15 protein-coding genes are annotated in these 13,648 nt (G+C 57.5%); 2 read left to right on the top strand and 13 right to left on the bottom strand.

The features are described from left to right. Positions 1-2 precede the first annotated feature (2 nt). The 6 genes from I9H09_RS09125 to I9H09_RS09100 form a co-directional block, all read right to left on the bottom strand. Positions 3-1,412, bottom strand: coding sequence for a circularly permuted type 2 ATP-grasp protein (locus tag I9H09_RS09125; RefSeq protein ID WP_122346932.1), 1,410 nt, complete (start codon positions 1,410-1,412; stop codon positions 3-5). Between the two features lie 464 nt (positions 1,413-1,876). After that, the gene (locus I9H09_RS09120; protein ID WP_122346933.1) at positions 1,877-2,218 is read right to left on the bottom strand and encodes a ribonuclease E inhibitor RraB; all 342 of its coding nucleotides are present in this window, start codon (positions 2,216-2,218) and stop codon (positions 1,877-1,879) included. Positions 2,219-2,464: 246 nt separating this feature from the next. Continuing rightward, positions 2,465-2,701 (bottom strand): hypothetical protein, encoded by a 237-nt coding sequence (locus I9H09_RS09115; protein ID WP_005887500.1) that lies wholly within the window; start codon positions 2,699-2,701, stop codon positions 2,465-2,467. A gap of 187 nt (positions 2,702-2,888) precedes the next feature. Continuing rightward, positions 2,889-4,976: an LTA synthase family protein gene (locus I9H09_RS09110; protein WP_005887499.1), complete on the bottom strand. Its 2,088-nt coding sequence runs from the start codon at positions 4,974-4,976 to the stop codon at positions 2,889-2,891. Between the two features lie 261 nt (positions 4,977-5,237). Then, positions 5,238-6,098, bottom strand: coding sequence for a polyamine aminopropyltransferase (gene speE, locus I9H09_RS09105; RefSeq protein ID WP_053931338.1), 861 nt, complete (start codon positions 6,096-6,098; stop codon positions 5,238-5,240). 200 nt (positions 6,099-6,298) lie between these two features. Further along, positions 6,299-6,490 (bottom strand): PLDc N-terminal domain-containing protein, encoded by a 192-nt coding sequence (locus tag I9H09_RS09100; RefSeq protein ID WP_002552853.1) that lies wholly within the window; start codon positions 6,488-6,490, stop codon positions 6,299-6,301. A gap of 154 nt (positions 6,491-6,644) precedes the next feature. Here I9H09_RS09100 and I9H09_RS09095 point away from each other — a divergent pair, with 154 nt between their 5' ends. Then, on the top strand, positions 6,645-7,571 hold the full coding sequence (locus I9H09_RS09095; protein WP_024670692.1) for a ZIP family metal transporter: 927 nt from the start codon (positions 6,645-6,647) through the stop codon (positions 7,569-7,571). Here the strand turns inward: I9H09_RS09095 and I9H09_RS09090 are convergent. After that, the gene (locus tag I9H09_RS09090; RefSeq protein WP_236502276.1) at positions 7,568-8,086 is read right to left on the bottom strand and encodes a hypothetical protein; all 519 of its coding nucleotides are present in this window, start codon (positions 8,084-8,086) and stop codon (positions 7,568-7,570) included. The two genes, I9H09_RS09095 and I9H09_RS09090, sit on opposite strands and share 4 nt — an antisense overlap. A 95-nt stretch (positions 8,087-8,181) precedes the next feature. Then, on the bottom strand, positions 8,182-8,727 hold the full coding sequence (locus I9H09_RS09085) for an ankyrin repeat domain-containing protein (protein ID WP_024690340.1): 546 nt from the start codon (positions 8,725-8,727) through the stop codon (positions 8,182-8,184). 378 nt (positions 8,728-9,105) lie between these two features. On the opposite strand from I9H09_RS09085, the gene I9H09_RS09080 reads away from it, so the two are divergent. After that, a complete protein-coding gene (locus I9H09_RS09080) occupies positions 9,106-9,384 on the top strand; it encodes a DUF3509 domain-containing protein (RefSeq protein WP_005887494.1) in 279 nt (92 codons plus the stop codon). Between the two features lie 124 nt (positions 9,385-9,508). On the opposite strand, the gene I9H09_RS09075 is transcribed toward I9H09_RS09080, so the two are convergent. The 5 genes from I9H09_RS09075 to I9H09_RS09055 all read right to left on the bottom strand — a co-directional run bounded on the left by I9H09_RS09075 (position 9,509) and on the right by I9H09_RS09055 (position 13,625). Further along, the gene (locus I9H09_RS09075) at positions 9,509-10,231 is read right to left on the bottom strand and encodes a response regulator transcription factor (protein ID WP_005887493.1); all 723 of its coding nucleotides are present in this window, start codon (positions 10,229-10,231) and stop codon (positions 9,509-9,511) included. Positions 10,232-10,508: 277 nt separating this feature from the next. After that, positions 10,509-11,192 (bottom strand): acireductone synthase, encoded by a 684-nt coding sequence (mtnC, locus tag I9H09_RS09070; RefSeq protein ID WP_122312729.1) that lies wholly within the window; start codon positions 11,190-11,192, stop codon positions 10,509-10,511. Between the two features lie 16 nt (positions 11,193-11,208). Then, on the bottom strand, positions 11,209-11,754 hold the full coding sequence (locus I9H09_RS09065; RefSeq protein ID WP_005887491.1) for a 1,2-dihydroxy-3-keto-5-methylthiopentene dioxygenase: 546 nt from the start codon (positions 11,752-11,754) through the stop codon (positions 11,209-11,211). Positions 11,755-11,850: 96 nt separating this feature from the next. Beyond that, positions 11,851-12,465 carry a methylthioribulose 1-phosphate dehydratase gene (locus tag I9H09_RS09060; protein ID WP_005887490.1) on the bottom strand — a complete coding sequence of 205 codons (615 nt, stop codon included), beginning with the start codon at positions 12,463-12,465 and terminating at the stop codon, positions 11,851-11,853. Beyond that, a complete protein-coding gene (locus I9H09_RS09055; RefSeq protein WP_122325326.1) occupies positions 12,462-13,625 on the bottom strand; it encodes an MFS transporter in 1,164 nt (387 codons plus the stop codon). The genes I9H09_RS09060 and I9H09_RS09055 overlap by 4 nt, the downstream gene beginning before the upstream one ends. Between the last annotated feature and the right edge of the window lie 23 nt (positions 13,626-13,648).

Here is a 13,648-nt window from a genome sequence, read left to right as displayed (position 1 = left end):
CCTTAATCCTCGACCACCCAGGTGTCTTTGGTTCCGCCACCCTGAGACGAATTCACCACCAGTGAGCCTTCACGCAAGGCCACTCGGGTAAGCCCGCCAGGGACGACGCGGGTTTCGCGACCGGACAGAACAAAGGGGCGCAAATCGATGTGTCGCGGGGCAATGCCGTTCTCGACAAATGTCGGACAGGTCGACAGGCACAACGTAGGCTGGGCGATATAGGCATGCGGCTTGGCTTTCAGGCGGGCCCGGAAAGATTCGATTTCAGCGGAAGTTGCAGCAGGGCCGACGAGCATGCCGTAACCGCCGGAGCCCTGGGTTTCCTTGACGACCAGATCGCCCAGATTGGCCAGCACATGCGACAGCTCTTCAGGCTTGCGGCACTGCCATGTCGGTACGTTCTTGAGAATCGGCTCTTCGTCGAGATAGAAACGAATCATGTCAGTGACATACGGGTAGACCGATTTATCGTCGGCAACGCCGGTACCTATGGCGTTGGCCAGCACCACATTGCCGGAGCGATAGGCAGCCAGCAGGCCAGGGACGCCGAGCATCGAGTCTGGGTTGAACGCCAGCGGGTCGAGAAACGCATCGTCAAGGCGGCGGTAGATCACATCGACAGCCTTGGGGCCATCAGTGGTCCGCATGAACACGCGATCATCGCGGACAAACATATCCGCGCCTTCGACCAGCTCAACACCCATCTCGCGGGCCAGGAACGCATGCTCGAAAAAGGCGCTGTTGAAACGTCCGGGCGTCAGTACCACAACGCTCGGGTTGTCCAGATGGCTTGAGCTTTTGAGGGTGTCGAGCAGCAGATTCGGGTAATGATCAATGGGTGCAATACGTTGCGCCGAGAACAGCTCCGGAAACAACCGCATCATCATTTTGCGGTCTTCGAGCATGTAGCTCACGCCGCTCGGTGTGCGCAGGTTGTCTTCCAGCACGTAATAGGTGCCGTCTCCGTCGCGTACAAGATCGACGCCGGAAATATGCGAGTACAAATCGCGGTGCAGGTTCAGACCCTGCATAGCCAGCTGGTACTGCTCGTTGGCGAGCACCTGCTCGGCGGGAATTATGCCGGCCTTGATAATGCGCTGGTCGTGATAAAGATCGGCCAGAAACATATTCAGCGCTTTGACGCGTTGAATGCAGCCGCGTTCGACCACCCGCCACTCACTGGCCGGAATGCTGCGCGGAATGGTGTCGAAAGGAATAAGCCGTTCGGTCCCCTGCTCATCGCCATACAGCGTGAAGGTGATTCCGGCACGGTGAAACAGCAGATCGGCTTCGCGCCTGCGTTGAGCCAGCAGCTCGGGAGGCGTATCACCCAGCCAGCGGGCAAACTCCCGATAGTGCGGGCGGACTATGCCGCCAGCATCGTACATCTCGTCATAAAAGGTGCGGATCATGCCGTACTCCTTGTCACCATGGACACCAAGACCTTCGCAAAGCCCGTGCCACCGGCATAAACGCTTTTTAATCAACGGGTTAGGTAAAAAACCACCATTGCTCGCACCATTCCTGTGCATTAAACGCTCTGGCTGATTCGTTTACGCTTCATTCGGAAGCATTATTGAATCGTGAAATCTATGATCGGCATAGTCAGAGTTGATTTCCGCCACCAATATTAGTTCGCCATACTCCCCGGCAACCGAGCAAACAGGGCGCCAGACACCCTTTTTGTATCAAGCATCATGTTCAGGCACCGCCTGCAGATTCTAAACAGACTTCCCTTTGAGCCACTCGATTGAGTGGCTTTTTTTTGACCACAGCAAGTGTTGCCTGACCTGGCCAGAGCCCAAAAACAAGACCGGCCGACGCGGAAAGCATTCCGAATCGGCCGGTCAATGTCTTGCATTCCGACCGAAATGCCTCAGGCATGCAGTCTTCTGATTTCCTGTGTAACGCCCCAGCCTTCGACCTCACCATCCATTGGCGAAATAACCGCCTGGAAGTCCTGCTCGAAGTCACCGATACCGGCATAAGTGGCGTACATCACTTTGCTCAATTGCAAATGCCAGGCACCGTCGTCACGTACGTTTATCTGGGTATTGAGGGATTCGCCGCGAAATTGCTCTGCAGCCCGCCGAGCCCGTTCCTCATCCGGGAAAATGGCATAAAACTCGATGGGGTAAATGCGCGCGAAATCGAAGCCGCCTTCTTTCATGCGGCGCAGTACGTTACTGCTGATGTCCTCTTGATAGGCTGTGCTCATGAAACGTCCTCCTATGCAACGATAGATAGAGTTTCAACTCTTCCAGAGCGACCACCTTGGAGAGGGCCGCCTCACGACAGATAATCCGACGTAGGGAATCAAGCATGTAGCTGACCAGGCCGGGCGCGTGTGCAGGCCGGGTATCGAGATGTCAGAGGTCATTCGAATGACCTCATCTGCAGAGTAGCCCTATCGCGGGCCGGATGCCAAGTGGTTGGCACGAAAAGGTTTTTGAGCAACCAGCGGTCAGCTCATTTCTGTAATGGAAATGATCTCTACGCTGTTATGGTCCTTCAGCGTCTTTACAGTAGGTTCAGCAGTGCGGCCGTCCAGATCATTGAGATCAAGTTCATCGGTCATCGGGTAAAGGCCCTTGCGCAGCATCTGCGCAACCTCTTCCTCGCTGGGACGGGCTGCAAAATCAGCCTCAAGGCGCTGCTGCACGCCGTCCTTGTCCAGATACAAAATGGCCCACTGTTTCATCAACGCCTCCAGAACGAAGCCGGGCACTCCGGCTTATCTCATAAGGACATTTCCAGCCCCTCATTCGTTCCAACGGATTAGTGCCGGACCCGCGCGAACAGCAGGCAAGAAAAAAGACCCTTGCAGTGCATGCCAAGGGTCTTTTTCATGGGTGACAGGACTCGTCGGCTTGGCGAGTCTGTCTCCGTCAGTTGCGGTTTTTGCTGGCCTCTACACCGGCTGTGTTGTCCAGCAGGCTTTTGGTTGCAGTCTGCAGGAAGCTTTCCAGCTTGTGCTTGAGTTCCTGAGTGTCTGGAGCGTCAGGCACTTCTTCTGCGTGCGGGTTAGCGCCCAGGGTGTAGGTCAGCAATTTGGCCGGCATCTCGGTCGGCTCGATCAGGATGCGGTTGCCACTGACAATGGCCACCACCTGCTCGCTGCCCGATGGCTTGATGACGCCGAAACCCTTGTCGCCTTCCGGCAGGTTCAGCAGATCGCGCCCCCAGCACTGGTTGCGGTTCTGGCCACCCAGACGACCCATGATGGTCGGCACCACGTCGACCTGAGTACCCACGGTACTGCTGCGCTGACCGAACTTTTCCTGCACGCCAGGACCGATCAGCAGCAACGGAACGTTAAAGCGGCCCAGGTCCATTTCGGTCAGTTGCTTGTTGTTACCGAAACCATGATCACCCAATACAACGAACAGGGTGTTCTTGAAGTACGGCTCTTTTTTGGCCTTCTCGAAGAACTGGCCCAATGCCCAGTCGGCATAGCGCATGGCAGTCAGGTGCTCATCCAGCGAACCATGCCCGGTCACGCGCTCGACCGGCAAGGGATCAGGCAGTGCGTACGGCGTGTGGTTGGACAGGGTTTGCAGCAGAGCATAGAACGGCTTGCCATCCTGCCGGGCTTTCAATTCCTGCGCACCACGGTCGAACATGTCCTGATCGGACACACCCCAGGTCGGATCGGAGAAAACCGGATTGACAAAGTCATCGCGACCGACAAAGTTGGTCATGCCCTGGTTGCTGAAGAACCCCGACTGGTTATCCCAGGCAAAGTTGCCGTTGTAGACGTACACGTCGTCGTAGTTGCGCCCTGCGCTCAGCAGCTGCGGCAGGCCCGACAGCTTGTGCGCACCTTCAGGGGTTTGCATCAGGTATTCGAAACCCGGCAGGTTCGGGAAGCATGCCATGGTGGCGAACATGCCCTGGTGGGTGTGCGTGCCATTGGAAAAGAAGTGATCGAACAGCAGGCCTTCCTTGGAGAGTTTGTCGAAGTACGGCGTGATATTGGCATCGCTGCCCAGCGCGCCCACCGAATGACCGGCGAAGCTTTCCATCAGAATCACGACGACGTTGCGGATCGGCAGCGTGTTTTCGGCCGGCGGCGTGAAGTCGCGACGCACGGCGGCAATGTCAGGCTCGACCAGCTTGTCGTGGGGGGTCAGCAACATGTCGCGCACGGTCTGCTGCGCCTGATCCTGAGGCAGTGTGGCTTTCCAGATATTGTCGCGATCCTCGGACATACGGCTTTTGGCCGCAGTGATAAGAGTCAGCGTACCGTTCAGCCCCAGCTGGTTGGCAAAGTTCGATTCGGTGGTATATGCATCACCCCAACGCAGCGGCGGACCTTGGCGCAGGGTGCCGCGAATGCACACCACCATGACCAACAGCACCAGCACGAAGACGCCTGTGCGCATGTACCAGGGCGCAACAGACGCCACTGTGTGGGTACCCGTCGTGGTGACGTGGCGTGGGCGCGTGATGCGGTCGATACCCTTGAACACCAGACTCAACAGCCAGGTTACCGCAGCCCAGGCCAGCAGGTACCGGACCACAGGAAAGCCGTACCACAACATGCTCAGAACGGTCTTTGGATCTTCCTTCACGTACTGAAACACCAGGCCGTTCAGGCGCTGGTGAAACTCGCGATAGAAGTCCATTTCCATCAGGCCCAGGAACAGCGTGATGCTGCCGACCAGGGTCAGCCAGAAACGGAAAAAGCCGCGCGCTGACATGGCCCGGGCGCTGAACAGCGACAGCACCAGCGGAACGAGCAGATACATTGTCAGGCGCAGGTCGAAACGCATGCCGTTGAACAGCGCCTCAACGAACGTCGAGGCTGGCGTGTCGCCAATCATCTCGCGGTTGTAGACCAGCAGACCAATGCGCAACAGGGTGTACATCACCATCAGGGCGAAGCCGCTGAGCAGGATGTACGCCAGATGCGATTTGACAGTCGGGTTTTGCAAGCGGGCTTGCCGATGAATCTGGGCGTCCGTTTTGGCCATGGTTGTCAGGATCCGGTGGATTCAGAAGTAGGTTCAGTGGTGCAGCGACGCCCTCCTCTCGGGACGGCGGCGTGCAGCAGGGCGCAGATATTACTTGATTGCGGGGCGCCTGGGGCCAGGTCCGCCCGTGAAGGCGCACACCTGTTCAGTTTCGCGCGCAATTCTGGGACAGAACGTGTGAAATTTCTGTCGCCAGAAGCGCGCCCAAGAGCCTCCCAAGTGGTGCTTCAGACGTTCAGGCCTTGGCGCGCCGCAGGCCGGTCAGTCGTTGCTGGCCTTGTTCACAGCCTGCAGCACGTACTGTGGCAGGGCGAACGCGCCGATGTGAACTTCAGGGTTGTAATAGCGCGTAACAATCCCGCTGCCCGAAAAACGCTGACGCAGGGTTTCCAGCGGCAGTTTCCGGTAGCTCTTGTCGGTCGCCCCCCAGGCAAAGGTCATTGCCCCGCCGATGTAGGTCGGGATGGCTGCCTGATAGAAATGCCAGTCGGCAAACAGACCGTTCATGCGACCAGCAGTGGTCTGCACACCGCTCAACTGCATGAACGGCGTGCCGTTCTGAGTGACCAGAATGCCGCCTTCGTTCAGGCAGCGATGGCAGGCCTGATAGAAGTTTTCAGAAAACAGCACTTCTCCCGGGCCGATCGGATCGGTGGAATCGGAAATGATGACGTCGAACTTCTCTTCAGTGGTAGCGACGAAGCGCATGCCGTCATCGATGACCAGATTCAGACGGGAATCATCGAAGGCACCGTTGGAGTGATTGGGCAGAAACTCCTTGCACATCTCGACCACTGTGGCGTCGATCTCGACCATGGTGATGTGTTCGACTGTCAGGTGCTTGGCAACTTCGCGCAGCATGCCGCCGTCGCCACCACCGATGATCAGCACACGCTTGGCTGAACCGTGCGCCAGAATCGGAACGTGAGTGAGCATCTCGTGGTAGATGAACTCATCCGCTTCGGTGGTCTGGATGACGCCGTCCAGCGCCATCACGCGCCCCATGCGCGGGTTCTGGAAGATCACCAGATGCTGGTGCTCGGTACGTACTTCGTGAAGCATTTTTTCCATACGAAAGCGCTGGCCGTAGCCTTCGTACAACGTTTCCTGATAATCGCTCATGGGTAAGCTCCCGCTGGGTACTGATGACAGGACGGCCGACCGCCCACAACAAAAGCGCGCATTCTACGTCGAGGAACATGACAGGTCGAACCTCTCTGTCGTCAGGCTGCCATGAGTGGGGCGCAGATGCCTCGGCCCGAAAACGAAAAAACGCCTGACTACGCGAGTAATCAGGCGTTTCATGCCAGCCTGCTGGCGTGTCAGATACGCACGTTGCCGCGCGGCCCCAGGATTGCCCAGATGATCAGGCCCACTACAGGCAGCAGTACAATCAGCAACACCCAGAGAATTTTCTTTCCGGTTTCGGCGCCGCTTTTCAAAACATTGATGATAGCCCAGATATCGAGCGCCAGAATGATCAGGCCGACCAGGCCATTGAAGCTAGAACCCATGGTGTTGCCCCTAAGATGAATGCTTGCCTTCCTAGGATAGTCGCGCCGTTCGGGGGTTCCGTTGAACCAACCTTATATTCTCGGGCTCCCAATCGGGGCGAAGCTGTTTTTTCGCTTGCCATCGCGTCCACTTCTTCCAAAGGTAGTTCTTTTCATGTCGACACCCGCACAACCCCGCACGCCTTGGGCCACGTGGTTTAACCACTTGCAGAACAGCCCGCTGGTAAGCCTGGGTTTCGCGCTCGCCCTGCTGATCGTTATCGGACTGGTCGGCATCAGTGTTTACAACGCCTTTTACGGCACCAGTCAGGTCAACTTCAATCATGCGCTGATGGGGGGTACCGCGGGGTTTCTGGCCACCGCATTGGGCGCAGTCATGGCGGTTGCGCTGAAAAACGTTTCGCAACGCGCCCAGGACATCATGCTCGGTTTCGCCGCAGGCATGATGCTGGCTGCCAGCTCGTTTTCATTGATCCTGCCTGGCCTCGAAGCTGCCCGGGACATCACTAACAGCGGCCCCGGGGCAGCGGCGACGGTGGTGGCCGGGCTAGGGCTTGGCGTGTTGTTGATGTTGGGCCTGGACAGGTTCACCCCGCACGAGCATGAAAGTGTAGGACGGCAAGGGCCGCATTCGGAGCGCATCAACAGGGTCTGGCTATTCGTCTTGGCGATTACGCTGCATAACCTGCCTGAGGGCATGGCGATCGGTGTGAGTTTCGCCAGCGGCGATATGAACGTAGGTCTGCCGCTGACCACCGCCATTGCAATTCAGGACATCCCAGAAGGCCTGGCAATCGCCCTCGCCCTTCGTGCAACCGGGCTGTCGGCCTTCAAGGCAATGCTGGTGGCCATTGGCTCCGGTTTGATGGAGCCACTGGGCTCTTTGGTCGGCCTCGGTATTTCCAGCGGCTTCGCGATCGCCTATCCGCTGAGCATGGGCCTGGCCGCAGGCGCAATGATCTTCGTGGTGTCCCATGAAGTCATTCCGGAGACGCATCGCAACGGCCATCAGACCTCGGCGACGCTGGGACTGATGGGCGGTTTTGCCGTCATGATGTTTCTCGATACAGCCCTGGGCTAACCGCGCAGTGCCTGCAGTGCTGGCGCGGCATGGATGCCCGCCAACGCTGTCAGCTCAAGCACACGCGCTTCGTCACGTCCATAGACCAGCACCGCCTGTAATTCGTCATCCAGTGGCTGGCTGAAATTCATCAGCACGTAGCCGCCCATATCCTTGTTCATGCTGCTCAGCTGAATCTGAATTCGGTTCAGGGCGACCAGAGGCTCGACCTTGGCCAATTGCTTCGGTTTGATGTTGAACGTCACATCCTTGCCGAATGACTGAACAATCTGCTCGAACAGCTGCATGTAGTTGTCGGCCTGAAACAACACAGTCTCCGGCAGACTGCCGACCACCACCCACTCGCCCAAGGCGATCGGAAACGTGTCGTCGTAATTGATGTAGGGGTTGGCGGCTAGAAATGCCTGCGGGTCAGCGTAAGCCTGCGCCGCTTCATCAGCGATCTGCGCGATCTCGTCGTCGCCCATGCAGCCCGAGCTGACTTTGCTGATTAATTCGACCAGTGCGTCTTTCATAAAGGCAATCCTGCAGGGGCAAAAAAGAGGCGCGAAGGATAACGGTAAATCCCTCGCGCCTCTATCTGCGCGTTCATGCCGCAAAGGTATGGGTATCAGGGCCGCGCAGGCTGCATACCCATTTTGCTCAAGTGCTCCACGGCAACAGTGGCGCCCATTGCCTGCGCAGCGTCCAGCGCATTGATGCCCTTGGCATCGCAAGCATGGAGGTCAGCGCCCTTGCTGATCAGGTAATCGACGATCTCGATACGATTGAACATGGCTGCCATCATCAACGCCGTGCGGCCATCGGCAGAGGCGGCATCCAGATCGGCACCTGCTTCGACCAGCAACTTGACGACGGTCAGATCACCCTTGAACGCTGCGCCTGCAATGGGACTCTGGCCGTTGTCGTTGCGAATTTCCGGATCGGCCCGATGGTTCAGCAGCACCCGGACAGCATCCGCATGGCAGTGATAGCTGGCCAGCATCAATAGCGTATCGCCTTTGTGATTGCGCAGGTCTGCTGGCAGGCCCTTCTCGAGCAGGCGTTCCAGCATCACAGCATCGCCCTGACGAGCAACGTCGAAAACCTGTTCGGCGAAGGCAGCAGCCTCGTCTTCGGTCATCGTCTTGGGCGGGTTGGCGGTTGAATCGGTCATCAATGGCTCCTTGGCGCAAGGTACTCCGGGAATCCAGTGCTCCCGGCAGCGATAAAACAATGACCGCAAGACGCGCCAGCTGTTCGATTCGCTTTTTGGCCTCCTGCTTCAGAGGGTTGGTGTGTCCAGCAGGTCAATGACAGCGGGAACAACGAAGGCGCGAGCAGCTAACCGGCTTATCTGCCCGAAGCGCCGCCCCGCAAAACCCGCAAAATGCAGGGCGCACGATGGGTGTTCATGCAAAATGCACGAGACCTGAAATTTTCAAATATATTAAGTCGTTGATTTTAAAGGAATAAATTGTAGTGCAAAGACTGGCACAGTCGCTGCAACAGTACTTGCAAGCTTGTTATCCCATGAGCAATGGAGCCGCCAAACATGACTTTTATTCAAGAAAAATTCGCTTCCGTATTCTCCGACTACACCGTTAACACCCAGCCGCGTCCGGACGGTGGTGTTTTGGTTTCGTTGCGCAGTGCCGAAGGCAAACAGATCCGTCGCTCGGTGTCCTATGCGCAGTTGCACACCCCGGTTCAGCTGGAATGGGTAATCAGCGCCATCCGCCGCGATCTGGCGGCACAGGCCAGTGAATTGCCAGCTATCTCGATGCTGCAAAGCCAGCACCGCTTTGATCTGCCGACTTATCACACACGTTGATTTTCTTTGCCGCCCTTTCCGGGGCGGCATGCCGTTGTACGCTCTCTCATCCCTTGTTTGTCGCGATTACGCATGTTTTCGCGGCTTTTTTTTGCCCGCGTTTTGATGTAGCAGGCTTGGCTGATTACCTGATCAGTCCGCGGCAAAGCGCTTCACCTACCGCCTGTGCCCGGTTCGCCACGCCCAGTTTTGAATAAATGGTCTTCAGGTGAAATTTGACCGTTGACTCAGAAACCTCCCGAATCATTGATATTTCCCAAGCGGTCTTTCCGTCTCTGGCCCACTGTAGAACTTCCAGTTCTCGGTGCGTTAAACCGCGGGAACTGAACTTCAACCCTCGTGCCACGCTGTGCAGTACGGGCATGAGACTGCTGATCAGGTATTTTTGTTCGGCGCTTATCGCACGTTCAATGTCACCCAAGGTGCATACCGAGGTGACGCTGTCTGCACCACGGCAGTGGTTAGTGTAACCATATGAGACGGCCGGAAGCAGTTCGCAGGCATCAACCGCTTTTTTGTAGCAGGCTGATATCGGGTATTGCCTGAATGCATCCTGCCAGTTCACGAACCCTAACTCATGGTGATAACAGCGGATGACCGGGTCGTGCCTGATCAGTTCGTGTCGGCGATACGCCTCACCCCACGCATCGTCGACATTGGACGTAATGAAGGTCAGCAGCAACGGCCCCTTGAACTGGTAGAACATCGCGCGCTCACTGCCGCATTCACGCCGCAACCATTCGAGGGCATTCTCGATGGCAGTCTGGCCATCGAGTTCGGTAATCGTGCTCACCATTTGCTGTATCAGTAGATCCTTGGTCGCGCTCTCTTTCATGGCACTGCACATCGCTGCCGCTCCCTCTGCGCCCCTGAGCCGGTACAGGTGTTGTCCGTGACTCGGGAAGTGATCGCGCAGAACTTACACGAATAAACGCGTCGAAAGACGACTGCCAGGACAAACAGAATCAACGCACTTTTGAACAGGAAAAGTCCCACTGTATGGCGGGATAAAGCTCACAAAAGTCAGCAGTCAATGTGCCAGCGCAGGCAGAAAACCGCGCAGTCAGCGGCATCAGGGCAATGCCGCTCGACAGGAGCATGGCCCGTCTGGATAACCAGCCTAGCTAGAAATTGGCCGGATCGATGAGTGCAAAGCTCGCCACATTCTTGTGCCCAGCCAGTGTTCCCCCATCACGAACCAGACCGCAGGTGGCCATCCCCGCAGCTTTTGCAGCGTCCAGCTCTTCGACGATGTCCGAAAGGAACAGAACCTCTTGCGCGTCCTGGCCCATGGCGGCGGCAATCGTGCGGTAGGACTGCACCTCGCGCTTGGGGCCGGATGTGGTGTCGAAATAACCGCTGAACAGCCCTGACAGGTCGCCAGCTTCAGAGCAGCCGAAAATCAGCTGCTGGGCCTGGATCGAACCCGAGGAGTAAACATAAAGGCTGTAGCCCTGCCGATGCCAGTGCTGCAGCGCTTCAACGGCGTCCGGGTAAACATGCCCCTTGAGCTGACCGGCGTTGTAGCCCTGCTCCCAGACCATGCCCTGCAGGGCTTTGAGCGGCGTGGCCTTGCGGTCTTCTGCTATCCACTCGAGCAGAATCGCGATGACTCGCTCGACATCGGCGTCAGACTCTTCACTCTGCACCCGAACGGCTTCCAGCTGCGACGCTACCTGAGGTTGATCGGCATTTTTGCGGACAAAGTCAGGCAAGTGCGTTCTGGCGAACGGAAACAGCACGTCGAACACGAAACTGACCGCACTGGTCGTGCCTTCGATATCCGTGAGAACAGCTTTGATAGGCATCAGAAACGGGCTCCTGTCAGTCTTCCAGCCGTGGGAAACGACCAGCAATGTCTTCACCGGTGAAGTTCGCGACCCAGCCTTCGGGGTTGTTGAAAAGTCGGATAGCAACGAAATGCGGGTTTTCACCCATATCGAACCAGTGCGGGGTACCGGCTGGCACAGAGATCAGGTCGTTCTTTTCGCACAGAACTGCGTATACGTAGTCGCCGATGTGCAGTGTGAACAGACCCCTTCCGGCCACAAAAAAGCGTACTTCGTCTTCACCGTGACGATGCTCTTCAAGAAATTTGGCGCGCAATTCGGCTTTCTGCGGGTGATCACTGTTCAGGCTGATGACGTCCACCGTCACGTAACCGCGCTCGTTCATCAGCCTGTCGATCTGCGAGCGATAAGCGTTGATCACTTCCTCCTGGCTGGCACCGGGGGTAATAGGGGTAGCCGCTTCCCATCGGTCGAACGCTACGCCCTGCTCGGCCAGTGTCGACGCGATGTCCTCCAGATGGGTCAGCACCTTGTTGGGAGTATCCGGGCTTGAAACGTGATAAACGGACAGGCTGCTCATGGCTGTAATCCTCGGTTTGGGGCAGCGCCCTCCGGCTTTTACAGGCCGGTCAGGCGTAACTACAGGTTAATACGTGTCTGGATTGACCGGACGTCGTCAACGGTTCATCACGGTACGCATTTTCAGCTCGCATTCGAACAGAAACTCGAATGCCTCGATCTGGCGCAATGCATCATTCATCCTTGCGCCCCATGTATAAAGACCGTGACCGCGAATCAGGTAGCCAGCGCAATCGGGGTGCGCGTCCAGCCACGGTTGCACTTTTGCGGCCAGACGGGCGATGTCCTGGTCATTGTCGAAAATAGGCACGACCACCTTGGACGCGTGGGTCACCACGCCATGAAAGGCCTTCTGCAGCTCGTAATCTTCAAACACCAGATGATCTGCAGCGATCAGCCTCGACAACACAGTCGCATTCACCGAATGGGTGTGCAGCACGGCTCCAACTTCTGGCCGGCAGTTGTAGAGCTGCGTATGCAGCAGTGTTTCGGCAGAGGGCTTCTTGCCGGGTTCCAGGCTGTTGCCTGCCATATCAGTGGCCAGCACATCATCAGGCCCCAACTGCCCTTTGTGTTTGCCGGACACGGTCAACAAGGCTTCGCTGGCCGACAGGCGCGCGGAGTAGTTGCTGCTGGTGGCTGGCGACCAGCCACGACCGTACAGGAATCGTCCTGCCTCAATGATGTCCTGACTCAGTTGTTCGCGGCTCATGCACCTTCCTCTTTCTTGGGTGTGACAATCATGACGGCTGCGGCAATGGCTGCAAGGCTGGCAATGGAAAATGTCCAGGCTGGCCCCAGCGCGTTCCAGCTGTAACCGGAGTACAAAGCGCCCAGCGCACCGCCGACCCCGGACAAGGCAGCATAAAGCGCCTGCCCCTGGCCCTGCTGACGCGGACCGAAACTACGTTGCACGAAATGGATGGCAGCAGCATGAAAGCTGCCGAACGTAGCAGCATGCATCACTTGCGCAACCAGCAGTGCAGGCAGGTGCTTGGCAAACAGGCCCAGCAAAAGCCAACGCAGCGCGGCCAGCAAAAAGCTTGCGAACAGCACCTGGCGCACTGAAAACCGCTGGAGGATGCGGCTCATGGCCATGAACATCAGCACTTCGGCCACCACCCCTACCGCCCACAACATGCCGATCAGACCACGGCTGTAACCCAGCGCTTCCAGGTGCAAGGTCAGAAACGTGTAATACGGACCGTGACTGAACAGCATCAGCGCAACACTGATATAGAACGCCAGCACTCCAGGCCGCGCCAGCTGGCGAATAAACCCTCTGCCATCCGCTTCGCGGGTCGAGATGGGTGGCTGTGCATTGGGCACCCACCAGCTGCTGACGGCAATGCCAGCCATGATCGCCAGCAAGATATACGGAAACAGGTCGAGGCTGAAACGTTCGAACACTCGCCCCAGCAGCACCACCGCCAGAATGAAGCCGATGGAGCCCCATAGCCTGATCTGGCTGTAACGTGCGGCCTGGCCTTGCAGATGGGCAAGCGTGATGACTTCAAATTGCGGCAGGATGGCATGCCAGAAGAACGCATACAGCGCCATGACCAGCGCCAGCCAGGCATAGGTTTTTTCAAGCAGAATCAGTGAAAACGCCAAGAGTGTGAACACTGCACCGAAACGCACGATCGCCAGGCGCCGCCCCGTATAGTCGCCCAGCCAGCCCCAGACGTTGGGCGCCACACAGCGCATCAGCATGGGAATGGCAATCAGCTCGCCGATCCGGGCGCTGGCAAAGCCGAGGTGGCTCAGGTAAAGCGCCATAAACGGCGCCGACGCCCCCAGCAAGGCGAAATAACACACGTAAAACCCGGACAGCCTCCAGTACGGAAGCTGCCTGCCGGGGAGTGCTGTCACGCTAGCAGACCGCAACCGTGACG

The organism is Pseudomonas tremae (assembly GCF_023278125.1).
Lineage (GTDB): Bacteria > Pseudomonadota > Gammaproteobacteria > Pseudomonadales > Pseudomonadaceae > Aquipseudomonas > Aquipseudomonas tremae.
Note: the sequence above shows the minus strand (reverse complement) of the source record. Positions and strands in the feature narration are given on the sequence as shown.